This is a genomic window from Lysobacter soyae (assembly GCF_019551435.1).
Taxonomy (GTDB): domain Bacteria; phylum Pseudomonadota; class Gammaproteobacteria; order Xanthomonadales; family Xanthomonadaceae; genus Solilutibacter; species Solilutibacter soyae.
On the sequence record NZ_CP080544.1, the window covers coordinates 1,125,877 to 1,150,799 of the forward strand.

At 58.6% G+C, this 24,923-nt stretch carries 23 protein-coding genes and 2 tRNA genes; all 25 read left to right on the forward strand.

Annotation, left to right across the window (positions count from 1 at the left end):
- Nucleotides 1–45 precede the first annotated feature (45 nt).
- The 25 genes from accD (at nt 46) to rbfA (ending at nt 24,900) form a co-directional block, all read left to right on the forward strand.
- Entirely contained in the window at nt 46–939 is an 894-nt protein-coding gene (gene accD / locus H8L67_RS05430; protein WP_220378855.1) for an acetyl-CoA carboxylase, carboxyltransferase subunit beta, read from the forward strand.
- Nucleotides 936–2,294 carry a phosphoglucosamine mutase gene (gene glmM / locus H8L67_RS05435; RefSeq protein ID WP_220378856.1) on the forward strand — a complete coding sequence of 453 codons (1,359 nt, stop codon included), beginning with the start codon at nt 936–938 and terminating at the stop codon, nt 2,292–2,294. Before accD ends, glmM begins: the two co-directional genes overlap by 4 nt.
- A 7-nt stretch (nt 2,295–2,301) precedes the next feature.
- Nucleotides 2,302–3,258: an isopenicillin N synthase family dioxygenase gene (locus H8L67_RS05440; RefSeq protein ID WP_220378857.1), complete on the forward strand. Its 957-nt coding sequence runs from the start codon at nt 2,302–2,304 to the stop codon at nt 3,256–3,258.
- Between the two features lie 11 nt (nt 3,259–3,269).
- Nucleotides 3,270–4,019, forward strand: coding sequence for a triose-phosphate isomerase (tpiA, locus tag H8L67_RS05445; protein ID WP_220378858.1), 750 nt, complete (start codon nt 3,270–3,272; stop codon nt 4,017–4,019).
- Nucleotides 4,020–4,037: 18 nt separating this feature from the next.
- Entirely contained in the window at nt 4,038–4,490 is a 453-nt protein-coding gene (gene secG / locus H8L67_RS05450) for a preprotein translocase subunit SecG (protein WP_220378859.1), read from the forward strand.
- A 57-nt stretch (nt 4,491–4,547) separates the two neighbouring features.
- Nucleotides 4,548–4,632 (forward strand) — tRNA-Leu (locus H8L67_RS05455).
- 63 nt (nt 4,633–4,695) lie between these two features.
- On the forward strand, nt 4,696–5,052 hold the full coding sequence (locus H8L67_RS05460) for an NADH-quinone oxidoreductase subunit A (protein ID WP_220378860.1): 357 nt from the start codon (nt 4,696–4,698) through the stop codon (nt 5,050–5,052).
- Nucleotides 5,043–5,627, forward strand: coding sequence for a NuoB/complex I 20 kDa subunit family protein (locus H8L67_RS05465; RefSeq protein WP_220378861.1), 585 nt, complete (start codon nt 5,043–5,045; stop codon nt 5,625–5,627). The genes H8L67_RS05460 and H8L67_RS05465 overlap by 10 nt, the downstream gene beginning before the upstream one ends.
- A 5-nt stretch (nt 5,628–5,632) precedes the next feature.
- On the forward strand, nt 5,633–6,415 hold the full coding sequence (locus H8L67_RS05470; protein ID WP_220378862.1) for an NADH-quinone oxidoreductase subunit C: 783 nt from the start codon (nt 5,633–5,635) through the stop codon (nt 6,413–6,415).
- Between the two features lie 62 nt (nt 6,416–6,477).
- Nucleotides 6,478–7,731, forward strand: a complete 1,254-nt coding sequence (locus H8L67_RS05475; protein ID WP_255556071.1) for an NADH-quinone oxidoreductase subunit D — start codon at nt 6,478–6,480, stop codon at nt 7,729–7,731.
- Nucleotides 7,728–8,255 (forward strand): NADH-quinone oxidoreductase subunit NuoE, encoded by a 528-nt coding sequence (nuoE, locus tag H8L67_RS05480; RefSeq protein ID WP_220378864.1) that lies wholly within the window; start codon nt 7,728–7,730, stop codon nt 8,253–8,255. The genes H8L67_RS05475 and nuoE overlap by 4 nt, the downstream gene beginning before the upstream one ends.
- A gap of 2 nt (nt 8,256–8,257) precedes the next feature.
- On the forward strand, nt 8,258–9,622 hold the full coding sequence (gene nuoF / locus H8L67_RS05485) for an NADH-quinone oxidoreductase subunit NuoF (protein ID WP_220378865.1): 1,365 nt from the start codon (nt 8,258–8,260) through the stop codon (nt 9,620–9,622).
- Nucleotides 9,619–11,859, forward strand: coding sequence for an NADH-quinone oxidoreductase subunit NuoG (gene nuoG / locus H8L67_RS05490; protein ID WP_220378866.1), 2,241 nt, complete (start codon nt 9,619–9,621; stop codon nt 11,857–11,859). Before nuoF ends, nuoG begins: the two co-directional genes overlap by 4 nt.
- Nucleotides 11,856–12,935, forward strand: a complete 1,080-nt coding sequence (gene nuoH, locus H8L67_RS05495) for an NADH-quinone oxidoreductase subunit NuoH (RefSeq protein ID WP_220378867.1) — start codon at nt 11,856–11,858, stop codon at nt 12,933–12,935. The genes nuoG and nuoH overlap by 4 nt, the downstream gene beginning before the upstream one ends.
- 7 nt (nt 12,936–12,942) lie before the next feature.
- Nucleotides 12,943–13,431, forward strand: coding sequence for an NADH-quinone oxidoreductase subunit NuoI (gene nuoI / locus H8L67_RS05500; protein WP_220378868.1), 489 nt, complete (start codon nt 12,943–12,945; stop codon nt 13,429–13,431).
- Between the two features lie 7 nt (nt 13,432–13,438).
- A complete protein-coding gene (locus H8L67_RS05505; RefSeq protein WP_220378869.1) occupies nt 13,439–14,071 on the forward strand; it encodes an NADH-quinone oxidoreductase subunit J in 633 nt (210 codons plus the stop codon).
- Nucleotides 14,068–14,379 carry an NADH-quinone oxidoreductase subunit NuoK gene (gene nuoK / locus H8L67_RS05510; protein WP_220378870.1) on the forward strand — a complete coding sequence of 104 codons (312 nt, stop codon included), beginning with the start codon at nt 14,068–14,070 and terminating at the stop codon, nt 14,377–14,379. The genes H8L67_RS05505 and nuoK overlap by 4 nt, the downstream gene beginning before the upstream one ends.
- A 2-nt stretch (nt 14,380–14,381) precedes the next feature.
- On the forward strand, nt 14,382–16,445 hold the full coding sequence (nuoL, locus tag H8L67_RS05515; protein WP_220378871.1) for an NADH-quinone oxidoreductase subunit L: 2,064 nt from the start codon (nt 14,382–14,384) through the stop codon (nt 16,443–16,445).
- Nucleotides 16,442–17,959, forward strand: coding sequence for an NADH-quinone oxidoreductase subunit M (locus H8L67_RS05520; RefSeq protein ID WP_220378872.1), 1,518 nt, complete (start codon nt 16,442–16,444; stop codon nt 17,957–17,959). The genes nuoL and H8L67_RS05520 overlap by 4 nt, the downstream gene beginning before the upstream one ends.
- Nucleotides 17,959–19,413, forward strand: a complete 1,455-nt coding sequence (gene nuoN / locus H8L67_RS05525) for an NADH-quinone oxidoreductase subunit NuoN (protein WP_434063428.1) — start codon at nt 17,959–17,961, stop codon at nt 19,411–19,413. The genes H8L67_RS05520 and nuoN overlap by 1 nt, the downstream gene beginning before the upstream one ends.
- Before the next feature lie 61 nt (nt 19,414–19,474).
- Nucleotides 19,475–19,551 (forward strand) — tRNA-Met (locus H8L67_RS05530).
- Between the two features lie 198 nt (nt 19,552–19,749).
- Nucleotides 19,750–20,319: a ribosome maturation factor RimP gene (gene rimP, locus H8L67_RS05535; RefSeq protein ID WP_220378874.1), complete on the forward strand. Its 570-nt coding sequence runs from the start codon at nt 19,750–19,752 to the stop codon at nt 20,317–20,319.
- A 3-nt stretch (nt 20,320–20,322) separates the two neighbouring features.
- Nucleotides 20,323–21,810 carry a transcription termination factor NusA gene (nusA, locus tag H8L67_RS05540; RefSeq protein ID WP_220378875.1) on the forward strand — a complete coding sequence of 496 codons (1,488 nt, stop codon included), beginning with the start codon at nt 20,323–20,325 and terminating at the stop codon, nt 21,808–21,810.
- Nucleotides 21,811–21,877: 67 nt separating this feature from the next.
- A complete protein-coding gene (gene infB / locus H8L67_RS05545; RefSeq protein ID WP_220378876.1) occupies nt 21,878–24,496 on the forward strand; it encodes a translation initiation factor IF-2 in 2,619 nt (872 codons plus the stop codon).
- Nucleotides 24,496–24,900 (forward strand): 30S ribosome-binding factor RbfA, encoded by a 405-nt coding sequence (rbfA, locus tag H8L67_RS05550; RefSeq protein WP_220378877.1) that lies wholly within the window; start codon nt 24,496–24,498, stop codon nt 24,898–24,900. The genes infB and rbfA overlap by 1 nt, the downstream gene beginning before the upstream one ends.
- Nucleotides 24,901–24,923: the final 23 nt, after the last annotated feature.

Sequence of the window (24,923 nt, forward strand, 5' to 3'; positions counted from 1 at the left end):
CGACCGGTCGGATAGACTGTCGGGCTCTTTGGATCGAAACATTCCATGTCCTGGCTGAAACGAATTACAACCACACGTGCCCGTACGGACGCGGGCAGTGAAACCCGCAAACGCAACGTCCCGGAAGGCTTGTGGGAAAAGTGCGACGAGTGCGGGTCTGTCCTGTATGCGCGTGAACTTGAGGAAAACCTTCAGGTTTGTCCGAAGTGTGCGCATCACATGCCTATTCGGGCACGTGCGCGGCTCCACGCTTTTCTCGACAACGGCAAGTTGCGGGAGATTGGCGGAGATTTGCTGCCTGTCGATGTCCTCAAGTTCAAAGATCAAAAGAAATACGCTGATCGCATCAAAGCGGCACAAAAGAGCTCCGGCGAATCTGAAGGTCTGATTGCGTACGCCGGTCAGCTGAAACGCATGCCGATCGTGGCCAGCGCATTTGACTTCGGCTACATGGCCGGTTCAATGGGTTCGGTGGTCGGCGAGCGTTTTGCTTTGGGGGTGGAAGAAGCGATCCGCCTGGATGCGCCGTTCGTCAATTTCGCCGCGAGCGGCGGCGCCCGCATGCAGGAGAGTCTTTTTTCCTTGATGCAAATGGCCAAGACCTCGGCGGGCTTGGCGCGACTGCGTGATCGCGGGTTGCCTTACATCTCCGTACTGACCCATCCGACCACGGGCGGCGTTTCCGCCTCGTTGGCGATGCTCGGCGATATCAATATCGGTGAACCCAAAGCACTGATCGGTTTTGCCGGTCCTCGCGTCATCGAGCAAACCATCCGCGAAAAACTTCCTGAAGGCTTCCAGCGCTCGGAATTTTTGTTGGAGCACGGGGCGATCGATCAAATTTGCGATCGAAGCGAATTGCGTGACCGGATTGCTACTTTACTCGCAATGTTGGGCAAGAAGCCGGCGCCGGCGGATGACGAGGAGACGGTGGCTTGAGCGGACGCAAATGGTTCGGCACGGACGGCATCCGCGGCCGGGTTGGCTCGCATCCGATTTCGGCCGATTTCGTGCTTCAGCTCGGCAATGCCTATGGGCGTGTGTTGAGCCATGCGCATCAGGCGCGCGGCAATTGGCGCAAGCCGGTCGTGGTGATCGGCAAAGACACGCGCATATCCAACTACATGTTCGAGGCTGCGCTCGAGGCCGGGCTGGTGTCCGCCGGTGTGGATGTGCAGCTGATGGGTCCGATGCCAACGCCTGCCGTCTCGCATTTGACGCGCTCATTGCGTGCCGATGGCGGGATCGTGATTTCGGCATCGCACAATCCGCACCATGACAACGGCATCAAATTCTTCAATGCCGACGGCGAAAAAATCGACGATGAAACGGAGCGTGCGATCGAAGCGGCTATCGATGCGCCTTTTGAAACCGTGGCTTCAGAAAAACTGGGCAAGGCCGTGCGCACACGCGATGCCGTGGGGCGTTACGTCGAGGCTTGCAAGAACTCGATCGCCAAAGGTGTCGATTTGTCGGGCATGCACTTGGTGATCGATTGCGCCAATGGCGCGAATTATCAAATCGGACCCATGGTGTTCCGCGAAATGGGGGCCAAAGTGGATGTGTTGGGTGTGGATCCCGACGGCACCAACATCAACGACGGTGTGGGTTCCACCCATCCGGCCGCCTTGGCGGAAAAAGTCGTGGCGCTGGGCGCTGAACTCGGCATCGCATTCGATGGGGACGGTGATCGCGTGGTCCTCGTGGACGGCGCCGGAAACGTCCGCGACGGCGATGACATCCTGTTCGTATTGGCCAAACATTGGAAAGCACAAGGACGTTTGAAAGGGCCGGTCGTCGGCACCTTGATGACGAACTTCGGCTTCGAAAAGTCGCTTGCCGATCTCGGTATTCCTTTCATGCGCTCCAATGTCGGCGATCGCTACGTCTTGCGCATGCTGCTGGATAACGCCGGCATTTTGGGTGGCGAAGCTTCAGGGCACGTGTTGTGCCTGGATCGCAGTGCCACCGGTGATGGCATCATCGCGGCCCTGCAAGTTCTGGAAGCCTTGCGTGAGTCGGGCGAGTCTTTGGACGAGGCGTTGCGTGGTTTGAAGAAAGTCCCGCAAAAGACCCGGAATGTAAAGATCGCCAATGCCAAGCAAGTGGTCGAACGTGACGACGTCAAAGCCGCTCTTGATGCTGCAAAACGACTCGTTGAGGGCAGGGGGCGCGCGTTCCTCCGGCCGTCCGGCACTGAGCCCGTTGTCCGGGTGACCGTCGAAGCGGACGATATGATTCTGGTGGACCAAGCGCTCGACGCGCTGGCTGCCGTGGTTGAACAAGCACATTGAGTCCGAAATGAGCCAAGGTCCGATTCCAACCTTTGATATTGGTGAATACACGCATGCGGAGAGTGCGGCCTCACGCGCCGCGTTCGTCAAGAAATTGGGCGACGCCTACCGCGAGTGGGGATTTGCCGGCATTCGCAATCACGGTATTTCCGCAGAAACCATTGACGCGGCGTACGACGTGTTCAAAGCATTTTTTGCCCTGCCTGACGAGGTCAAGAAGGCCTATCACTTGCCCGGTTCCGGCGGCGCACGCGGCTATACCCCGTTCGGCATCGAAACAGCGAAAGGCGCGACGCATTTCGATTTGAAGGAGTTCTATCACATCGGTCGCGAAATCCCGCGCGATTCCAAGTACGCCGATGTCATGCAGGCCAACGTCTGGCCGGCGGAATTGCCGGAATTCAAGACCATCGGATACGCGCTTTTCGAGTCGTTGGATGCGTTGGGTAACGTGATTCTCGAAGTGCTTGCGACTGACCTCGGTCTGGCGCCCGACTTTTTCGTCGAACGCACCTCGTCCGGAAACTCCATCTTGCGCCCGATCCACTATCCGCCGATCCCTGAAGGCGACGTCCCAAATGTTCGGGCGGGGGAACACGAAGACATCAACTTGATCACGCTGTTGGTCGGTGCCAGCGCCGAAGGGCTGGAAGTGAAGTCGCGCAAGGGCGAGTGGGTGCCCTTTACCGCAGACGCCGACACCATCGTTGTGAATATCGGCGACATGCTGCAACGCCTGACCAATCACGTTTATCCCTCCACCACGCATCGTGTGGTCAATCCGAAGGGCGATAGTGCGCGGGCGCCGAGATATTCAACCCCCTTCTTTTTGCACCTGAATCCGGATGCATCGGTCGGCGTTTTGCCTTCGACGATCACCCCGGACAACCCGAGTCGCTATCCCGAAGCCATCACCGCGAATGAGTATTTGATGGAACGGTTGCGCGAAATCAAACTCGTTTGAGGATTTTTCACATGCGTCAAAAAATTGTTGCCGGAAATTGGAAAATGAACGGCGATACGGCGTCAGCGCATGCGCTGGTGCAGGGCATTTCCAACATGCCCGCGAATGTCCAGTGCTTGGTTTTTCCGCCCGCGGTCTATTTGGCGGCGCTGATTCAGGCATTTCCGGAAAGCGGCCTGTCCTTTGGCGCGCAAGATGTCAGCGCCCACGATAAAGGGGCTTACACCGGTGAAATCGCCCCGGCGATGTTGAAGGATATCGGTGCAACCCACGTGCTTGTCGGGCACTCGGAGCGTCGTGAATATCACCGGGAATCGAATGAGAATGTCGCTGCCAAGTTCGTCGCTGCGAAGTCTGCGGGTCTGGTGCCCGTACTTTGCGTGGGTGAGACCTTGGCACAACGTGAAGCGAATGAAACCGAGGCGGTGATCCGCGCTCAGCTTGCCGCACTCACCGCGACGGCGGGCGTCAGCGCGTTGGATGGCGCTATCGTCGCCTATGAGCCTGTTTGGGCGATCGGCACCGGCAAAACCGCCTCCCCGGAGCAAGCGCAGGCCGTTCATGCATTCATTCGTGGCGAGATTGCCGCCTTGGATGCTAGAATCGCCGCCTCGCTCCCCATCCTGTACGGTGGAAGCGTCAAGGCCGACAACGCCGCCTCGCTGTTCACGCAGCCGGATGTCGACGGCGGCCTGGTCGGAGGCGCCTCTTTGGTGGCGCAAGATTTCCTGGGCATCGCGGCCGCAGCTGCCGCGCTGTAACGTTTGGATGATTGTTAAATGTTGATTCTTGTTCTGAATATCTTCTACGTGCTCATCGCGATCTCGATGACCGTGCTGATCCTTCTTCAACGCGGCGCCGGAGCGCAAGCCGGATCCGGTTTCGGTGCGGGCGCATCGGGAACGGTGTTTGGCGCGCAAGGTTCCGCGAGCTTTTTGTCCAAGAGCACGAAATGGCTCGCTGTCGCGTTTTTTGTCATCACCTTGTTGATGGCATGGATGCACGTGAAGCGTCCGGTCGACGCCGCCAACGGCGCGCAAGGCAGTGTGATGGCGGGTGCGCCGGCCGCCGCACCGGCGACGGTTTCACCGGCAAAAACCGAAAGTGCGGTGCCGCAAGCACCGGCTTCTGTCGTAACGCCGGTTCCGCAAGCGCCGGCTTCGACGGCGCCCGCAGAAAATGCAGCGCCTGCCGCGCAAAATACGCAGCAAACGCCTTCGCAAAAACCTTAATACGGTTTACACTAATGCGCTCGCATGGCGCATAAAAAACTTCATGCGGAAATCATTGCCCAGGTGGCGGAATTGGTAGACGCACTACCTTGAGGTGGTAGCGGCTTAGGTCGTGGGGGTTCGAGTCCCCCCTTGGGCACCACATCACGGCGCTCCGGACGAAAAGTCCGGAGCGACCGATCAAAACAGAAGGGACCGACGAAACGTGCTCGCCGAATACCTGCCTACGCTGTTGTTCCTGCTGGTTGCACTTGGAATCGGCATTGCCTTGATTGTCATCGGCAATCTTCTCGGGCCCAAGACGCCCACCGTCGAGAAACTCTCTCCCTACGAATGTGGCTTCCTGCCTTTTGAGGACGCACGTCTCAAGTTCGACGTTCGCTACTACCTGTTAGCGATCCTCTTCATCGTTTTCGATCTCGAAATCGCCTTTGTTTTTCCGTGGGCCCTTGTGTTCCGCGAACTCGGCGTTTTCGGCTTGATTGAAATGGGCGTCTTTCTGGCGCTGCTGTTCATCGGTTTCATCTATGTCTGGAAGCGGGGAGCCCTGGAATGGGAGTGAGTCACACGCCGTTCTTCAATCCGTTGCCCGAAGGGCGCCTGGACGATTTGCTCCGTCCTGAAGGCGACAACCCGGTGATGCAACAAGGATTCGTCACCACCAGCATGGACGCGCTGTGGAATTGGGCGCGCACGGGTTCGATGTGGCCCATGAGCTTCGGTTTGGCCTGCTGCGCCGTCGAAATGATGCATGCGGGCGCGTCGCGACTCGATCTTGATCGTTTCGGTGTCGTGTTCCGCCCGAGTCCGCGCCAATCCGACGTGATGATCGTCGCCGGTACCTTGGTGAACAAGATGGCGCCGGCACTGCGCAAGGTGTACGACCAAATGCCGGATCCCAAGTGGGTCATTTCAATGGGTAGTTGCGCCAATGGCGGCGGCTATTACCACTATTCCTATTCTGTCGTGCGCGGCTGCGATCGCGTGGTACCCGTGGATATCTATGTGCCGGGCTGCCCACCGACGGCTGAAGCTTTGATTTACGGCATTTTGCAACTTCAAAAGAAGATTCGTCGCGACACCGTCTGGGGCGAACGCAAGAACGTCGCAGATACTCGCGTCATTACTGCGCGCTGATCCTCATGACCCAGACCGTTGAACAATTTTCAGAAGCACTGCGCTCGGCGTTTCCCAATGCCGCTGTCCATGTGGCATTGCCGCGCGGCGAAGTCACCCTGACGGTAGCGGCGACGGATTGGTTTCAAACCAACGACGCGCTCCGCAAAAATTTCGGCTTCGAGCAAGCGGTCGATATTTGCGGTGTCGATCATCTCGGCTACGGCGAAGACGAGTGGGAAACCGATGTTTCTTCGCAAGGATTCAGTCGCGGCGTGGACGCGTTGGGACCGGGTCGCTTCAAGTGGGGTGAGTTTCCGACTCATACCGATGCCGCGACCGGTAACGAACGTCCCGACTCCGTGCCCGGCAATCGTTTCCAAGTAGTGTTGCAACTGCTTTCATTGTCGAACAACCAAAGACTCACTGTGCAGTGCTTCTGCGAAGACGCGCGCATGCCGGTGGTTGATTCGCTCACGGCCATTTGGCCGGGGTTGAACTGGTTCGAACGTGAAGCCTTCGACATGTTCGGCATCATCTTCACCGGTCATCCGGATTTGCGCCGGATTCTCACCGACTATGGTTTTGTCGGCCATCCGTTCCGCAAGGATTTCCCGTTGATAGGCAACGTGGAAGTGCGTTACGACGCTGAGAAAGAGCGCGTGATTTACGAACCCGTCACTTCGGTGGAGCCGAGGGTGGGCGTGCCGCGCGTGATTCGCGAAGACGCACGTATCGTGACCGCCATTGGCGAAAGCGCAGACCTGAAAGTCGCTTCGCGTATCGGGCCTGCAGGAGCGAAGCAATGACCGCCTCTTCCATTCAATCCGCGCCGGCCAGTGTTGCACTCGCCAGCGATGCGAAAGAGAAAATGCAAGAAATCCGCAACTACACGATGAACTTCGGTCCGCAGCATCCCGCGGCTCACGGTGTGTTGCGTTTGATCTTGGAAATGGACGGTGAAATCGTCCAGCGCGCCGATCCGCATGTCGGTCTGTTGCATCGTGGCACCGAGAAATTGGCCGAATCCAAGCCGTTCAATCAGTCCATCGGCTATATGGACCGGCTCGACTACGTGTCGATGATGTGCAACGAGCATGCCTACGTCGGTGCCATTGAAAACCTCATGGGCATTACGCCGCCGGACCGTGCGTTGTATATCCGCACGATGTTCGACGAGATCACGCGCATCCTGAACCACTTGATGTGGATCGGTTCCAACGCGCTCGATCTGGGTGCGATGGCAGTCTTCCTGTATGCCTTCCGCGAACGCGAAGAGTTGATGGACGCGTATGAGGCGGTCAGTGGCGCGCGTATGCACGCGACCTACTACCGTCCGGGCGGTGTGGCACGCGATTTGCCCGACACGATGCCGAAGTACCACGAATCGCCGTGGCGCAAGGGCAGCAAATTGAAATCCTTCAACAAGGCGCGCGAAGGCAGCCTGTTGGATTTCCTTGAGGACTTCACCCAAACCTTCCCGGGTCGCGTGGACGAGTACGAAACACTGCTCACTGATAACCGCATCTGGAAGCAACGTACAGTCGATATCGGCATCGTCTCCCCTGAGCTCGCCTACCAATGGGGCATGACCGGGGTGATGTTGCGCGGCAGTGGCGTTGCTTGGGATTTGCGCAAGAAACAGCCGTACGCCAAGTACGCCGAGGTCGACTTCGATGTCCCGGTCGGCACCAATGGCGATTGCTACGACCGCTATCTGGTCCGCGTCGCAGAAATGCGCCAGGCCAATCGCATCATCGCGCAATGCGTGAAGTGGCTGAAGGCCAACCCGGGTCCGGTGTTCGTCGACAACTTCAAAGTGGCGCCGCCGCGCCGCGAAGAAATGAAAGACGACATGGAAGCCCTGATCCACCACTTCAAGTTGTTCTCTGAAGGCTATTCGGTGCCGGCTGGCGCAACCTACTGCGCCGTCGAAGCACCGAAGGGCGAGTTCGGCGTTTACATGGTGTCTGACGGTGCGAACAAGCCGTTCCGCGTCAAGCTGCGCGCCCCGGGTTTTGCGCATCTGTCGTCGATGGACGCAGTCGTACGTGGCCATATGTTGGCGGACGTCGTGGCAATGATTGGTACCTATGATTTGGTGTTTGGTGAGGTGGACCGATGAAGGCCACAGGTAATTTCGAAAATGCGCGTCACGTCGACCCCATGGTCGTCCTCAGCGACGCAACCCGTGCGCATATTGATCATTGGCTGACCAAGTTCCCGGCAGACCGCAAGCGTTCTGCGCTGTTGCAAGGCATCTTTGCCGCGCAGGAGCAGAACAACGGCTGGCTTACGGATGAATTGATTGCTGCTGTGGCGCGCTATCTCGGTCTGCCCCCCGTGTGGGCCTATGAGGTTGCGACCTTCTACTCGATGTTTGAAACGCAGCCGGTGGGACGAAACAACGTCGCTTTCTGCACCAACATCAGCTGCTGGTTGAACGGTGCTGAAGATCTGGTCGCGCACGCCGAGAAGGTATTGGGCTGCAAATTGGGCGAATCGACCGCCGATGGTCGCGTCTATTTGAAGCGTGAAGAAGAATGCGTGGCTGCCTGTTGCGGCGCGCCGGTTGTGGTGATCAATGGTCACTACCACGAGAAGTTGACGCCGGAGAAGGTCACGGCGTTGCTGGAAGGGTTGGCATAAGCATGGCGCACGCAAGTCACTATTCGGAAGGTTACGGTCCCGTCGGTCCCGCGCCCGAGGAACACAACGTCGTTCGAACCACCTTGCATTTCGACAAGCCGTGGTCCTACGAGAACTACCTGAAAACGGGCGGCTACAGCGCGCTTCGCAAAGTGCTGGAAGAGAAAATCGCGCCCGGCGACGTGGTCGAAATGGTCAAGCAATCCGGATTGCGCGGTCGCGGCGGCGCCGGCTTCCCGACCGGCTTGAAGTGGAGCTTCATGCCCAAGGGTGAAGGCCAAAAGTACATGTTGTGCAACTCGGACGAATCCGAGCCTGGCACGGCCAAAGATCGTGACATCTTGCGGTACAACCCGCATTCCGTCATTGAAGGCATGGCGATCGCGTGCTACGCGACCGGCTGCACCGTCGGTTACAACTACTTGCGCGGTGAATTCCACCACGAACCGTTCGAACATTTCGAAGAGGCCTTGGCCGAAGCCTATAAGAATGGCTGGCTGGGCAAGAACGTCCTCGGCAGTGGCGTCGACATCGACTTGTACGGGGTGTTGGGCGCGGGTGCTTACATTTGCGGTGAAGAAACCGCATTGATGGAATCGCTCGAAGGCAAGAAGGGCCAGCCGCGCTTCAAGCCGCCGTTCCCGGCGGGCTTCGGTCTGTATGGCAAACCCACCACGATCAACAACACCGAAACCTATGCATCGGTTCCCGCGATCATTCGCAACGGCGCGGAATGGTTTGCGAACCTCGGCAAGCCGAACAACGGCGGCCCGAAGATTTTCTCGGTTTCCGGTCATGTGAACACGCCGGGCAATTTCGAAATCCGCTTGGGCACAAGTTTTGCAGACCTGTTAGCAATGGCCGGCGGTGTGCGCAACGGTCATAAATTGAAGGGCGTGATTCCGGGTGGTTCGTCCATGCCGGTGCTGCCTGCCGACACCATGATGTCGTTGACCATGGATTACGACGCATTGCAAAAGGCCGGTTCCGGCTTGGGTTCGGGTGCGGTGATCGTGATGGACGAAACGACCTGCATGGTTCGTGCCTGCCATCGGATCGCGCGTTTCTATTTCAAGGAAAGTTGCGGTCAATGCACCCCGTGTCGTGAAGGCACGGGTTGGATGTACCGCTTGCTCAGCCGCATGGTCAACCATGAAGCGACGATGGACGACTTGCAAATGTTGAAGGCCTCCGCCGGACAAATTGAAGGACACACAATCTGTGCATTCGGTGAAGCGGCCGCATGGCCCGTGCAAGGCTTCCTGCGCCACTTCTGGCACGAGTTCGAGTACGCGATTGTGAACAAGCGTTTCTACGTGGACGATGAACGCGCCGGCACACTGATCCGCTCGGAGGTGGCCGCATGAGCACGCCGCCGTCAGCTGTGAACCCGAATCTGCCGCCCGATCACGTCACGGTTTTTATTGACGGTCAGGAGCTTGCGGCACCCAAGGGCTCGATGATCATCCACGCCGCCGACAGGGCAGGTATTCCGGTTCCGCGCTTCTGCTATCACGAGAAGCTGCCCATCGCAGCGAACTGTCGCATGTGCATGGTCGACACCGAGCTGGGTGGCCGGATGGCTCCGAAGCCGTCGCCGGCCTGTGCCACGCCGGTTGCGGACGGCATGAAAATCTTTACCCGAAGCGACCGTGCACTGAAGTTCCAGCGCGACGTGATGGAATTCCTGCTCATCAACCATCCGCTGGATTGCCCGATCTGCGATCAGGGCGGCGAATGCGAATTGCAAGACGTGTCCGTCGGCTACGGTCGTTCTGTGAGCCGCTACTCGGAGCGCAAGCGTGTGGTGCCCGACGAAGACATGGGGCCGCTGGTTGCGACGGAAATGACGCGCTGCATCCAGTGCACACGCTGCGTGCGTTTCACCGCGGATATCGCCGGCACCTATGAGCTCGGCGGGATGCAACGGGGCGAGAATCTCCAAATCGGCACCTACGACGGCAAGCCGCTGACGACCGAATTGTCGGGCAACGTCATCGACGTTTGTCCGGTCGGCGCGCTCACCAACAAGGTTTTCCAATTCCGCGCACGCCCGTGGGAATTGGTGGCGCGCGAATCGATCGGCTATCACGACGCGATGGGAAGCAATCTCTTCCTGCATGCGAAGCGCGGTGAAGTGCTGCGCGCCGTACCGCGTGACAACGAGACCGTCAACGAATGTTGGTTGTCGGATCGTGACCGCTATTCACATCAAGGCCTGTACGCGCAAGACCGGGCGACTTCGCCTATGGTCAAGGATGCCGATGGTGAATGGCGTGATGTGAGCTGGGACGAGGCCTTTGAAGCCGCGGCCGCGATTTTTGAGAAACATGCGGGTGACGAACTGGGCATCTTGGCCCATCCGGCCACCAGCAATGAAGAAGGCGAGTTGCTTGCCCGCATGGCGAAGGCGTTGGGTACCGGACATTTGGATCATCGCATCCAGGCGACGGACCTCTCTGACGGTGCGCAGGCGGAAGTCTTCGGTATGCGTATTGCCGACTTCGAGCAGGCCGATCACATTGTTTTGGTCGGCACGCACATCCGTCACGAGTTGCCGTTGCTGCACCAACGTATTCGCAAAGCGGTGGCGCGCGGTGCCAAAGTGCATGTGGTCAATCCGGTCGACTTCGAATTCACTTTCGACGTGGCCGGAAAAACCATCGTCGCGCCCTCGCAAATGGCGGCGGCCCTGGCAGCGCTGGATATCGGGCAAGCCAACATGCCGGTCGTGGTGTTGGGCCATGTCGCGGAAAGCAGTGCCTACGCCAGTGAGTTGCGTGCGGCTGCCCGTGCGTTGGCCGCGCGTTTGAATGCGAAGTTCTGTCGCGTTCCGCAAGGCGCAAACGCCATCGGTTTGGCGCGCGCAGGCGTTTTGCCATCGGGCAAAGATGCGCTGCAAATGCTTCAAGATCCGCGCAAAGCCTACGTCATCTACGGGATCGAACCGGGCCTCGACTTCGCCGATCCGGGATTGGCCGGTCGTGCGTTGGGTCCCGCAAGCGTGGTGGCCTTCAGTCACTTCGCCTGCCAATCGACGCGCGCTGTCGCAGACGTGATTCTGCCGATCGCCCTCCTGCCGGAATTGGAGGCCACGCTGACCAATTTGCAAGGTGATGTTCAAGGCACGGAGCCGTCCGGGAAGTTGCCGGGTCTCGCGCGTGAAGGTTGGCGCGTTCTGCGTGCGTTGGGTGGCGGTCTCGGCTGGCAGGGCTTCGGCTTCAACGACCTGGCCGGGCTGCGCGCTGGTAGCGAACCCCGCACGGTGTCGCTCACGCAAGGTGGCGCAATTACCAAAGGGCAGGGCGATCTCGAAGTGACGGCAACCGATGCGATTTATCGCGTCGATGCGGTCACGCGCCGCGCCGAAGCGCTCCAAGCACATCCGCTAACGCGTGATGCGTCCTTGAGTTTGCATCCGGCAACGGCGTCAAAGCTCGGTCTGGCCAATGGCGCCATCGCCAAGCTCAAGACCGGTGCGGGTACGGCGGCTTTGCCGGTGCGCACTGATAGCGCAGTCGCAGAAGGCGTGGTCTGGGTGGAACGCGGATTTGGTGCGACCGCACCGTTGGCGACGTCGCATGCGGAGGCAAGTGCAGCATGATGCAGTACATCGACCCCATTCGAGACTTCTTCCTGAGCTTTGGCACCGTCGGTTTGCTGGCTTGGATCGTCCTCAAGATTCTGTTGATTGCGGTGCCGGTGATCATCACCGTTGCTTTTTACGTGGTTTGGGAACGCAAACTGATCGGTTGGATGCATACCCGTCATGGTCCGATGTACGTCGGCATGGGGATCTTCCAGGCCTTTGCGGACGTGTTCAAACTGCTCTTCAAGGAAGTGCTGAGTCCGGCCAAAGCCAATCGGTTCCTGTTCGTGCTAGCGCCCTTGATCGGGCTCGCCCCGGCATTCGCCGCATGGGCCGTTGTGCCGTTTGATACCCAACTCGTCTTGGCGAATGTCAATGCCGGCTTGATGTACCTCCTGGCCATGACCTCGCTCGGCGTGTACGGCACCATTCTTGCCGGTTGGGCTTCCAACTCCAAGTACGCCTTCCTCGGCGCCATGCGGTCCGCGGCACAAGTGGTCAGCTACGAAATCGCCATGGGCTTTGCGCTCGTGGGCGTGTTGATTGCCGCGGGCAGCCTCAATCTGACCGACATCGTCATGGCACAGTCCGGCTCGAAAGGTCCGTTCGACTGGTTCTGGCTGCCGCTGCTGCCGCTGTTTATTGTCTACTTCGTGTCAGGTGTTGCGGAAACCAACCGCGCGCCGTTCGACGTGGTCGAAGGCGAATCGGAAATCGTCGCCGGGCACATGGTCGAGTATTCCGGCGCCCAGTTCGCACTGTTCTTCCTGGCGGAATACGCGAACATGATTCTGGTCAGCATTCTGACCGCGCTCTTCTTCACGGGCGGCTGGCTGAGCCCGTTCCAAGGTCTGTACGACGGCCACGTGCATTGGTTGGTCGACTGGATCTGGAAGGGCGGCGCACTTTGGCTGTTCCTGAAAGCATTTTTCTTCATGAGCTGTTTCATTTGGTTCCGCGCGTCGTTCCCGCGCTACCGCTATGACCAGATCATGCGCCTGGGTTGGAAGGTATTTATCCCGCTGGCCCTGGTTTGGATCTTCGTGACGGCGCTCATGGCGTATTTCAACGTCTTCGTGCCGTTCAAGTGAGACAGAGATGAGCCGAATTGTTCCTTTTTTCAAAAGTCTTCTCCTCATTGAGCTCATCAAGGGCTTGGGGCTGACGCTGAAATACGTGTTCCGTCCGAAGTACACGCTGATGTACCCGATGGAAAAGACGCCGCAGTCGCCGCGCTTCCGCGGCATTCATGCCTTACGTCGTTATCCGAACGGCGAAGAGCGCTGCATCGCTTGCAAACTTTGCGAGGCGGTGTGTCCGGCACTGGCCATCACGATCGATTCGGCACCGCGTGAAGACGGCACCCGCCGCACGACGCGCTATGACATCGATTTGTTCAAATGCATTTTCTGTGGCTTTTGTGAAGAGAGCTGCCCGGTCGATTCGATTGTCGAAACGCATGTGTTTGAGTATCACTTCGACAAGCGCGGTCAAAACATCCTGACCAAGCCGACGTTGCTTGCCATCGGTGACCGCTTGGAAGCGGAAATCGCAGAACGCCGCGCCATCGACGCGCCTTACCGCTGAGGATCGCATGGACTTTACGTTGATCGCTTTTTACGCATTCGCCGTACTGGCCGCCGCCGCGGGTATCGGCGTCATTTCGGTACGCAATCCGGTCGTCGCTGCGTTGCTGCTGGTGCTCACCTTCTTCTCCGTGGCCTGCACTTGGATCATTGCCGGTGCCGAGTTTCTCGGTGTTGCCCTCATCGTGGTTTACGTGGGCGCGGTGATGGTGCTGTTCCTGTTCGTGGTGATGATGTTGGATCTCGACGTCGAGCCGTTGCGAGAGGGCTTTGTCAAATTCATGCCGGTCGGTCTCGTGGTCGCGGTCATCATGCTGGTGGAAATGCTCACGTTGATCGGCGTGCGCGCCAAGCTTGCGCCGTTCCGCGAAATCACCGATGAAGCGCCCAACGCGGTGTGGCTTGCGCGAAACCTTTTCACGGACTTCCTGTTGCCGTTTGAAGTGGCCGCGATCATTTTGACCATGGCCGTGGTCGCCGCGGTGATGCTGACCTTGCGTCGCCGCCCGGGCATCAAGCATCAGATTCCGTCGGAACAAGTCCGAGTGAAATCTGCTGACCGCTTGCGTCTTGTGAAAATGCCAGTCAGTGAAAAACGCGTGGCCGCACAGGCGGCGCCGGACGAGGAGGGTGCGCAATGACCGCGCTGGGTTTGGGACACTATTTGACTTTGGCTGCCGTGCTGTTCTGCATCAGCGTCGCCGGCATCATCCTCAACCGCAAGAACGTCATCATTCTGTTGATGTCGATTGAATTGATGCTGCTGTCGGTCAACATCAATTTCGTCGCGTTTTCACGCTACATGAATGATGCGGCCGGACAAGTCTTCGTCTTCTTCATTCTCACCGTTGCCGCTGCCGAAACCGCCATCGGACTGGCCATTCTGGTGACTCTGTTCCGTAATCGCCGCACGATCAACGTGGCCGAACTCGATACCTTGAAGGGCTGAACATGACGGGTACTGAACTCACGTTGTCGCAACCGGTTCTGGTCGCGATTGTCCTGGCACCGCTACTGGGCTCGATCATTGCCGGCCTGTTCGGCAAATTCGTCGGCCGCACGGGTGCGCACATCGCAACCATCGCCGGTGTGGCCATCAGCTGTGCGTTGTCGATCTCCGTGCTGTGGCAATTGCAACACGGCGCCGCGAGCTTCAATCAAAATCTCTACACGTGGTTCGACATCGGTGGCATCAGTGCCCACGTCGGATTCATGGTGGACAACCTCACGGCCATGATGATGGTGGTGGTGACCTTCGTGTCGCTGCTGGTCCACCTCTACACCATCGGCTACATGCACGAAGATCCGGGTTACCAACGCTTCTTCAGCTACATCTCGTTGTTTACCTTCTCGATGTTGATGCTCGTCATGAGCAACAACTTCCTGCAGCTGTTCTTCGGCTGGGAAGCGGTGGGCTTGGTTTCCTACTTGTTGATCGGTTTCTGGTTCAAAAAGCCCACGGCGGTGTTCGCCAACCTCAAAGCGTTTTTGGTCAATCGCGTGGGGGATTTCGGATTCCTGCTCGGGATCGCTGGTGTGCTGTATTGGTTGGGCACGCTCGACTACGCACAGGCCTTTGCCGGTGCGAGCAAGCTGAACAGCCAAGTCGAAATTTTTGCCGGACATCCCTGGACGATGGCCACGGTCGTGTGCATCTGTCTGTTCATCGGCGCGATGGGCAAGTCCGCCCAGGTACCGTTGCACGTTTGGCTGCCTGACTCGATGGAAGGTCCGACGCCGATTTCTGCGTTGATCCACGCCGCGACCATGGTGACCGCGGGTATTTTCATGGTCGCGCGGATGTCGCCGCTGTTCGAACTGTCGCAGACAGCACTGAACTTCGTCTTGTTCATTGGTGCAACAACGGCCTTCTGGACCGGCTTGATTGGCATGGTGCAAAACGACATCAAGCGCGTTGTTGCCTATTCCACACTGTCGCAGCTCGGCTATATGACGGTCGCGCTGGGTGTCAGTGCCTATTCCGCAGCAGTCTTCCACTTGATGACGCACGCTTTCTTCAAGGCCTTGCTGTTCTTGGCAGCGGGTAGCGTGATCATCGGCATGCACCATGAACAGGACATGCGAAAGATGGGTGGCCTGCGCAAATACATGCCGATCACCTATTGGACGTCCTTGATCGGCACGCTGGCATTGGTTGGCACGCCGTTCTTCAGCGGTTTCTATTCCAAAGACACGATCATCGAAGCGGCGGCAGAGCATGCGCACGAACACGGCGGTGCCATTGCGCAATACGCCTACTGGGCGGTGTTGTTGGGTGCTTTCGTGACGTCTTTCTACAGCTTCCGTTTGCTGTACATGACCTTCTTCGGCATAGAGCGCTTCCGCGATGCGCACGATGACCATCACGCCCATGACGACCATGGCCACAATGATGCGCATCACGGCGCACATGAGCCGCATGAGTCTCCGTGGGTGGTGACGGTGCCGCTGGTGCTGTTGGCGATTCCGTCGATCGTGGTGGGTTTCTTCACCATCGGTCCGATGCTGCACGGCAAGGGCACCGACGGTCATGCACTGGGCAAGGGCTTCTTCGACGGCGTCATCCAGATGCCGGCCGATGGCGCGATGGCAAAGCTCGGCGAAGAATTCCACGGCGCTTTGGCCATGGCATTGCACGGCTTCACCGCCATGCCGTTCTTCCTCGCGCTGGCCGGCTTCCTGCTTGCCACCGTGATGTATGTTTGGCGCCCGGAGCTTCCCGCGAAGGCGGCCAAGGTGTTTGCGCTGCCGATCCGCATCCTGGAAGAAAAATACGGCTTCGACAAGCTGTGGATCAACGGCTTCGCCGGCGGCAGCGTTCTGCTCGGCCGTCTGTCGCGCTGGTTCGACAGCAAGGTCATTGACGAGCACGGCGTCAACGGTGCCGCACGTGATGTCAACGATCTCGCGACTTTGATTCGTCGCGGTTCGACCGGTTATCTCTATCAATACGCCTTTGCCATGATCATCGGCCTCATTCTTTTGCTCGCTTGGCTGATCAAGGTGGCCGCATGATGCCTATGCCTCTTCTCAGTATTTTGATTTGGTTGCCGATCCTCGGCGGTCTGGCTGTTTTTGCCTTCGGCGAACGTGCCAATGCCGCGCGTTGGTGTTCGATTCTCATCGCTGCCGTCACCCTTGCACTCAGTATTCCGTTGTATACGGGCTTTGCGCAGGGCGAGGGCGGCATGCAGTTCGTCGAGCAGCTGGCATGGATTGATGCATGGAAGATCCAATACCATCTGGGCGTTGACGGCATCTCGATCGCGCTCATCATCCTCACCACCATCACCTCGCTGCTGGTCTTGATTGGTGCTTGGGGTTCGGTCGACAAGAAGGTCAATCAGTATTACGGCCTGTTCTTGATTCTTGAAGGCCTGATGATCGGCGTGTTCAGTGCGCTCGATGCCATCCTCTTCTATGTCTTCTTCGAAGGCATGCTGATTCCGATGTTCGTCATCATCGGTATCTGGGGCGGTCCGCGCCGTGTGTACGCGTCGATCAAGTTCTTCTTGTACACCTTCCTCGGTTCCCTGTTCATGCTCTTGGCGCTGATCTACCTGTACTTGAAGGGTGGCAGCTGGCAGTTGCAAGACATGTATGCGTTGCCGCTGACCGCGACCGAGCAGATGTGGCTGTTCTTCGGCTTCCTCGCAGCGTTCGCGGTGAAAGTGCCGATGTTCCCGGTGCATACCTGGCTTCCGGATGCCCACGTCGAGGCGCCGACAGGTGGCTCCGTGGTGCTTGCGGCAATCATGTTGAAGATCGGTGGCTACGGCTTCCTTCGTTTCAGCTTGCCGATCACCCCGGACGCCAGCCATGAGTGGGCCTGGTTGGTGATCGCCTTGTCGCTGATTGCAGTGGTTTATGTCGGACTTGTGGCCCTTGTCCAAGACGACATGAAAAAGCTCATCGCGTATTCGTCGATCTCGCACATGGGCTTTGTCACCTTGGGTACCTTCATCGCTTTGGGCATGATTCGCGATCAGGGCAACACCGCCGGTGCGCAGTTGGCCTTGCAGGGCGCCATGGTGCAAATGATTTCTCACGGTTTTGTGTCCGGTGCCATGTTCTCCTGTGTCGGCGTGTTGTATGACCGCGTCCACAGCCGGATGATTCGCGACTACGGCGGCGTGGCCAACACCATGCCGTGGTTTGCCGGACTCGTCGTCTTGTTTGCCATGGCGAACTCGGGATTGCCGGGTACCAGTGGTTTCGTCGGCGAGTTCATGGTCATTGTGGCGAGCTTCCAACACAATCCGTTGATCGCTTTTGCCGCTGCACTCACCCTCATCATCGGTGCGGGTTACACCCTTTGGCTCGTCAAGCGTGTCATTTGGGGAGAGGTCGGCAATGCCAATGTCGCCGCGCTGAAAGACATCAATCCGCGTGAAGTCACGGTGCTTCTGGCCTTCGCCGCCGGCGTCTTGGTGCTGGGCGTCTGGCCGAAACCGCTGACTGATCTCATGCAACCCGCCATCGAACATCTCGTGACCTTGATCGCGAGCAGCAAGATTCCCGGACCGTAATAATGCAGACGACGCTTACACAAATGAATCCGGCCGAGTTGTGGCCACTGCTGCCGGAATTGGTTTTGGCGGGCGCGGCGTTTGCCTTGCTCATGTTGGATATCTTCCTGGCGCCCAAGCGCCAAGGCCATGCGCATTGGTTGGGCTTGATCGTCCTGCTGGTGGTCGCGGGCCTGACCCTCGGTGGCTTTGGCGGCCACGGCGTGGTCTTGAATGAAATGTTCATTCGTGACAATGCTGCGGATGTCATGAAGACCGTGATCTGCGTGGTCAGTGCATTGGCGTTCGTTTACGCCTGGCCGTACTTGCGCGCGCGCGGGCTGTATCAAGGCGAAATTTCGATTTTGATGCTCCTCGCAACCCTCGGCATGATGCTGATGGTGTCGGCGAACAGCCTGGTGATGATCTATCTCGGCTTGGAAATGTTGGCGCTGAGCTCCTACGCATTGGTGGCGTCTGATCGCGACAATGCCGTGGCTTCGGAAGGGGCGATGAAATATTTCGTTCTGGGGGCGTTGGCCTCGGGCATGTTGTTGTTCGGCATGTCACTGATTTATGGCGCGGCGCACTCGCTCAACCTGGCTGAAATCTATGCGGTGGCCGGCAACAACAGCCAGCCGGGTCTGCTATTGGCTGGTTCGGCATTGGCGATCGCGGGTATTGCCTTCAAATTGGGGGCAGCGCCTTTCCACATGTGGTTGCCTGACGTGTACGAGTCGGCACCGACTCCCATCACATTGTTCATCGGCTCGGCCCCGAAAATTGCCGCGTTGGCGATGTTGTGGCGCTTGCTTGAAACCGGACTTGGTTCGATGGGCAACGAATGGCACTCGATGATTGCCGTGTTGGCTGCGCTGTCGTTGGTCATCGGTAATTTGTTCGCCATCATGCAAACCAATCTGCGACGCATGTTGGCCTACTCGACGATTTCGCACATGGGCTATGTGCTGACCGCCGTGGCCGGCGGTGGGCAGGATGGCTACAGCGCCGCATTGATCTACACCATTTTCTACGCCCTGATGACGACGGCTTCGTTCGGTTTGATTGCGTTGCTGGCCCGCGACGGCTTCGAAGCGGACAAAATTGACGACTATCGCGGCCTGTTGCAGCGCTCGCCTTTCACTGCGTTCATGATGTTGTGCGTCATGGCCTCGCTCGCGGGGATTCCGCCATTCGTCGGCTTCTTCATCAAGCTGTCGGTACTGCAAGCGGCAATCCAAGGCGGCTTCCTGTGGTTGGCGCTGGTGGGTGTGGTGATGGCCGTGGTCGGTGCGTTCTATTACCTGCGCGTCATCAAGGTCATGATGTTTGATAGCGCCGAAGGCGCACCGGAACTGAAAATCACGCCGACCCCGGGTTACGGATTGATCATCGGCATCAATTGCTTGTTGCTCTTGGTGGCCAGCGTGTTTTACCAGCCGATCATGGCCTGGTGTGTCGGGGCATTTGCTTGAGTGAATGTCGCGTAATCGCTATTGCATGATGAACGATTGGGTGTTACAGTTTCCAACTTGCTGCGGGGTGGAGCAGTCTGGCAGCTCGTCGGGCTCATAACCCGAAGGTCGTAGGTTCAAATCCTACCCCCGCTACCAAACATGCAGCATATGGCACGGCAACCTCAGGGTTGCCGTTGCTTTATGAGCGACGCGTTGGGTGCGCTTGCCCGGGATTTTGGCGTTTGTTACAATCCTCGGGTGAATCCGGAATGCCTGTGCTAGGCAAACCACCGAAATCCAGTTTCTTGGAGCGGGCCCATCGGGGCCTTTTTTGTTTTTTGAGGATTCGAAACCATGACACGATCGGATCAGTTGCAGACCTTGCTCGCGCCTACGGTCGAAGCGTTGGGGCTGGAGCTGTTGGGCATTGAATACTTGCCGCAACCCGGTGGCGCATTGGTGCGCCTGTATATCGATGCCAATGCTGCCGATGCCGCCGAGGGCAAAGGCGTCGGCATCGAAGAGTGTGAATCCGTGAGCCGCGAAGTGTCGGCACAATTGGATGTTGAAGATCCGATCACAGGCAACTACACCTTGGAAGTCTCCTCACCCGGTGTGGAGCGCCCGCTGTTCACCCCGGCGCATTTCGCCAGATTCCTCGGTGAAAACGCCAAAGTCGGTTTGAAGCTGCCGCAGGATGGACGCCGTCGATTCACCGGCCGGATTATTTCGGTGGACGGCGATACGCTCGTTTTCGAGGTTGAAGGTGCCGGAGATTTCGAAGTGCGACACGAAAACATAGACAAAGCAAAGCTGGCGCCTGATTGGGCGGCACTCGGTTACGCACCGAAAGCACCCAAGGGCGCCGGTCATTCCAAACAACCCAAACAACATGGCGGCAAGAAGCCGTCGAAGTCGGAGTAATAGATGAGCAAGGAACTTTTGCTGGTCGTCGAGGCGGTCGCAAACGAAAAAGGCGTGCCCGAACGCGTGATTCTGGAAGCCATCGAAGCCGCGCTCGCTTCGGCGGCGAAGAAGCGTTACGTCGATCAAGACGTTGCCGTGCGCGTGTCCATCAATCCGAAGGACGGCAGCTATGAAACCTTCCGTCGTTGGGAAGTGGTCGCCGACGACGTGGTGATGGAATCGCCCGATCGCCAACTGCGATTGATGGATGCCGTTGACGAAAGCGAAGGCGTCGAAGTCGGCGATTTCATCGAAGAGCCGATCGACAATGCCGAATTCGGCCGCATCGCCGCGCAAGCTGCCAAACAGGTGATTGTCCAGCGCGTCCGCGAAGCCGAACGCATGCAAGTGGTCGAGGCCTGGCAAGACCGCGTCGGTGAACTCGTCACCGGTACGGTCAAGCGTGTTGAACGCGGCAACATTTACGTGGATCTCGGTGGCAACGCCGAAGGTTTCATCGCCAAAGACAAAGGCATTCCGCGCGACGCGTTGCGCACCGGCGACCGTGTGCGCGGTTACTTGTATGACGTGCGCAGCGAGCCGCGCGGTCCGCAGTTGTTCGTCAGCCGCGCCGCGCCGGAATTCATGATGGAACTGTTCCGTCTTGAAGTGCCGGAAGTGGGCCAGGGCTTGGTGGAAATCAAAGCCTGCGCACGTGATCCGGGTGACCGCGCGAAAATCGCCGTGCTGGCGCATGACACGCGTACGGATCCCATCGGCGCCTGTATCGGCATGCGCGGCTCGCGTGTGCAAGCGGTGACCAACGAGCTCAATGGCGAGCGCGTCGACATCGTCCTATGGAGCGACAACGTCGCCCAGTTCGTGATCAACGCCATGGCGCCGGCAGAAGTGCAGTCGATCATCGTGGATGAAGACAAGCACGCCATGGATTTGGCGGTCTCCGAAGAAAAGCTCGCGCAAGCCATCGGTCGCGGCGGTCAAAACGTGCGTCTCGCCAGCCGCCTTACCGGTTGGCAGCTGAACGTCATGACCGCCGACCAAGTGCAGGCCAAGTCGGAAGCAGAGCAAGCCGTTGCGCGTCAGTTGTTTATGGAGAAGCTCGAAGTCGACGAAGAAATCGCCGGCATCCTGGTCAGCGAAGGCTTCAGCACGGTTGAAGAAATCGCCTATGTCCCGGTGGGCGAGCTGTTGGCCGTCGAGGGCTTTGATGAAGACATCGTTGAAGAGTTGCGTGCGCGTGCGCGCGACGCGCTCTTGAACGAAGCATTGGCTGCCGAAGAAGGTCTGGAAGACGGTCAGCCGGCCGAAGATTTGTTGACGCTGGACGGCATGGATGAAGCCACTGCTTATGTGTTGGCATCGCGTGGTGTCCGCACCCGCGACGATCTGGCCGAATTGGCCGTCGACGAAATCACGGACATCGAAGACATGGACGAAGCACGTGCTGCGGCCTTGATCATGGAAGCCCGCAAGCATTGGTTCGAATGAACATGACAGTCATGTCTTGACTACTCATTTACGGCTGCCGCAAGGCGCCTCATAAAACGGAATACGCATGTCGCAAAACACCACCATCCGCAAACTCGCCGAACTGGTCAACACGCCGGTTGAGAAGTTGCTTGTGCAGCTTGCTGAAGCGGGCATGCCTTTTGACAACGCCGATCAGGAAGTCACCAGCGCACAGAAAGTGAAGCTGTTGGGCTTCTTGCGCCGCACGCACGGACGCGCTGAAGCCGCTGGCGAGACCGAACAGGCGCCGAAAAAGATCACGCTGTCGCGTCGCAAGGTCGAAGAGATCACGGTCGGCGGGGGCAAGAACAAGTCGACGGTCGATGTCGTGGTTCGCAAGAAGGTCTTAGTGCGTCCGACCGAAGCCAAGGCTGCGGCTCCCGTGACCGACGAACAGGCTGAAATCCAGCGCAAGCTGGAAGAGTCGCGTCAACGCAATCGGGAAGAGCAAGAGCGTTTGGCCGAACAAGATCGACTCCTGCGCGAAAAAATCGAGGCGGACAAGCTGGCGCTGGAAGAAGCCAAGCGCGCTGCCGAAGCGGCAGCGGCGCAAGCGGCCTTGGACGTCTCGACGGGTCGTGGCACGCGCAACGACGATGATGCCCAAGGTTCGTCGCGCCAGAAGCCGGCAGCGGCAAAGCCGTCGCCGGCCAAGAAACCGACCCGCGACGATCGTTCGACCGGTGCGCAGAACAAAAAGGGCACCAGTCGTGGTGACAACGGCATGGGCGCCACGCCGGAAGACGACGACAATGCCGCGCGTTTCGCCGGCAAGATGCATCTGTCGGCGCAGGATCGTGCCCGTCGCGGACCCGCGGTCCGCGGCAAAGCGAAACCGCATCGCCCGGAACAGGTCCGTACCGGTTCGGGTGACCACGGGTTCCAACGTCCGACTGCGCCGATCATCCGCGAAATTCAGATCGGTGACGCGATCACGGTGTCCGACTTGGCGCAAAAGCTTGCGCTCAAGGGCGGTGACGTGGTCAAGGCGCTGTTCAAGATGGGCGTGATGGCCACCGTCAATCAGTCCATTGATCACGACACGGCGGCATTGGTGACGGAAGAGCTCGGCCACAAGGCCATGCGCGCCACCGATAACGATGCCGAAAGCGATTTGTTGGCCCACGTCGAAGACGACAACGGTGAAGCGCAAACCCCGCGTCCGCCGGTCGTGACGATCATGGGTCACGTTGACCACGGCAAGACGTCTTTGCTTGATTACATCCGTCGCACCAAGGTTGCCAACGGCGAAGCCGGTGGCATTACGCAGCACATCGGTGCCTACCATGTTGAAACGCCGAAAGGCGTCATCAGCTTCCTGGATACGCCGGGCCACGCTGCGTTCACATCGATGCGTGCACGAGGCGCGAAGCTGACCGATATCGTGGTGTTGGTTGTCGCAGCAGATGACGGTGTGATGCCGCAAACGCAAGAAGCGATCCAGCACGCACGTGCAGCCAAGGTGCCGCTGATCGTCGCCATCAACAAGATCGACAAGAGCGATGCCAACCCGATGAACGTCAAGAATGAACTCTTGACGCATGAAGTCGTGTCCGAAGATTTCGGTGGCGACACGCAGATGGTTGAAATCTCGGCCAAGACCGGTCAAGGCATCGACGACTTGTTGGATGCCATCTCGTTGCAATCCGAAGTCTTGGAGCTCAAAGCCGTGGCAACAGGCCGCGCGCAAGGCATCGTGATCGAATCCACGCTCGACAAGGGCAGGGGTCCCGTGGCAACCGTGCTTGTTCAGCGCGGCGTGCTGGAGAAGGGCGATTACTTGGTCTGCGGCGTGCAATATGGCCGCGTCCGCGCGCTGTTCGACGAAACGGGCACCAATGTGACCAGCGCCGGTCCTTCGATCCCCGTGCAGTTGCTGGGCTTGTCCGGTGTGCCGGATGCGGGTGACGACTTCGTGGTGGTTGCCGATGAACGCTTGGCGAAGGACGTCGCGCAACAGCGCGACGCGAAACGTCGCGAAACGCGTTTGGTCGCACAAGGCGGCAACCGCATGGAAGACATCATGGCGCAAATGGGCGAAGGTGCTTCCCAGCAGACCCTCAACCTTGTGGTCAAGGCGGATGTCCATGGCACCTTCCAGGCGCTGCGTGAAGCGCTGACCGGTCTGTCCAACAACCAGATCCGGATCAATGTGATCGGTGGCGGCGTCGGCGGCATCACCGATTCCGATGCGCAATTGGCGGCCACGTCGAAAGCGGCAATCATCGGTTTCAACGTCCGTGCGGATGCAACGGCCAAGCGCACGATCGACACACATGGTTTGGATGTGCGTTATTTCTCGATCATCTACGACGTCATCGATCAGGTGAAGCAAATTGCTTCTGGCGTACTGGGCAAGGAAATCCGCGAGGAGATCATCGGTACTGCGGCGGTGCAGCAAGTCTTCCGTCATTCGAAGTTCGGCTCGATCGCCGGCAGTGTCGTCATCGAAGGTGTCATCCGTCGCGGCAAGCCGGTTCGCGTGCTGCGCGACAGCACCGTGATCTTCGAAGGCGACCTCGATTCCTTGCGTCGCTTCCAAGAAAATGTCGATGAAGTGAAGCAGGGCACCGAGTGCGGTATCGGCGTGAAGGGTTACGATCAGGTGCGCCCGGGCGACCAGATCGAATGCTTCGAGCGCATTGAAGTTCAGCGCACTCTCTGATGGCAGGCCGCAAGTCCTTCCATCGCAGTGACCGCGTCGCGGCGCAATTGCGTCGCGACGTGGGTACGCTCGTTCACAATGCGATGCGCGAGTACGGCTTGCCTTCCGTCAGCGTGTCTGACGTAGAGGTGACGCGCGACCTCGCGCATGCCAAGGTGTTCGTCACCGCGTTCGAAAAAGCCTCGGCATTGGAAACGCTGAAGGCCTTGCAGCAACTGTCGAAAGAGCTGCGCAAAGCGCTGGCGCACATGATGAAGCTCCGTCATGTGCCCGAGCTGCATTTTTTCTACGACGAATCGCTCGATCGCGGCGAGCATATCGAAACCTTGTTGCGGCAATTGCCCGCTTCCGACATCGCAGATGCCGATGACGAAGCGGATGAAGTCGACGACTCAGAACACTGACGCATGATGCCGGCGGGTTTCCG

Coding starts and splice junctions, on each gene's coding strand:
- accD (WP_220378855.1), top strand. CDS start 46: ATGTCCTGGCTGAAACGAATTACAACCACACGTGCCCGTACGGACGCG.
- H8L67_RS05440 (WP_220378857.1), top strand. CDS start 2,302: ATGAGCCAAGGTCCGATTCCAACCTTTGATATTGGTGAATACACGCAT.
- tpiA (WP_220378858.1), top strand. CDS start 3,270: ATGCGTCAAAAAATTGTTGCCGGAAATTGGAAAATGAACGGCGATACG.
- secG (WP_220378859.1), top strand. CDS start 4,038: ATGTTGATTCTTGTTCTGAATATCTTCTACGTGCTCATCGCGATCTCG.
- H8L67_RS05465 (WP_220378861.1), top strand. CDS start 5,043: ATGGGAGTGAGTCACACGCCGTTCTTCAATCCGTTGCCCGAAGGGCGC.
- H8L67_RS05470 (WP_220378862.1), top strand. CDS start 5,633: ATGACCCAGACCGTTGAACAATTTTCAGAAGCACTGCGCTCGGCGTTT.
- H8L67_RS05475 (WP_255556071.1), top strand. CDS start 6,478: ATGCAAGAAATCCGCAACTACACGATGAACTTCGGTCCGCAGCATCCC.
- nuoE (WP_220378864.1), top strand. CDS start 7,728: ATGAAGGCCACAGGTAATTTCGAAAATGCGCGTCACGTCGACCCCATG.
- nuoF (WP_220378865.1), top strand. CDS start 8,258: ATGGCGCACGCAAGTCACTATTCGGAAGGTTACGGTCCCGTCGGTCCC.
- nuoG (WP_220378866.1), top strand. CDS start 9,619: ATGAGCACGCCGCCGTCAGCTGTGAACCCGAATCTGCCGCCCGATCAC.
- nuoH (WP_220378867.1), top strand. CDS start 11,856: ATGATGCAGTACATCGACCCCATTCGAGACTTCTTCCTGAGCTTTGGC.
- nuoI (WP_220378868.1), top strand. CDS start 12,943: ATGAGCCGAATTGTTCCTTTTTTCAAAAGTCTTCTCCTCATTGAGCTC.
- H8L67_RS05505 (WP_220378869.1), top strand. CDS start 13,439: ATGGACTTTACGTTGATCGCTTTTTACGCATTCGCCGTACTGGCCGCC.
- nuoK (WP_220378870.1), top strand. CDS start 14,068: ATGACCGCGCTGGGTTTGGGACACTATTTGACTTTGGCTGCCGTGCTG.
- nuoL (WP_220378871.1), top strand. CDS start 14,382: ATGACGGGTACTGAACTCACGTTGTCGCAACCGGTTCTGGTCGCGATT.
- H8L67_RS05520 (WP_220378872.1), top strand. CDS start 16,442: ATGATGCCTATGCCTCTTCTCAGTATTTTGATTTGGTTGCCGATCCTC.
- rimP (WP_220378874.1), top strand. CDS start 19,750: ATGACACGATCGGATCAGTTGCAGACCTTGCTCGCGCCTACGGTCGAA.
- nusA (WP_220378875.1), top strand. CDS start 20,323: ATGAGCAAGGAACTTTTGCTGGTCGTCGAGGCGGTCGCAAACGAAAAA.
- infB (WP_220378876.1), top strand. CDS start 21,878: ATGTCGCAAAACACCACCATCCGCAAACTCGCCGAACTGGTCAACACG.
- rbfA (WP_220378877.1), top strand. CDS start 24,496: ATGGCAGGCCGCAAGTCCTTCCATCGCAGTGACCGCGTCGCGGCGCAA.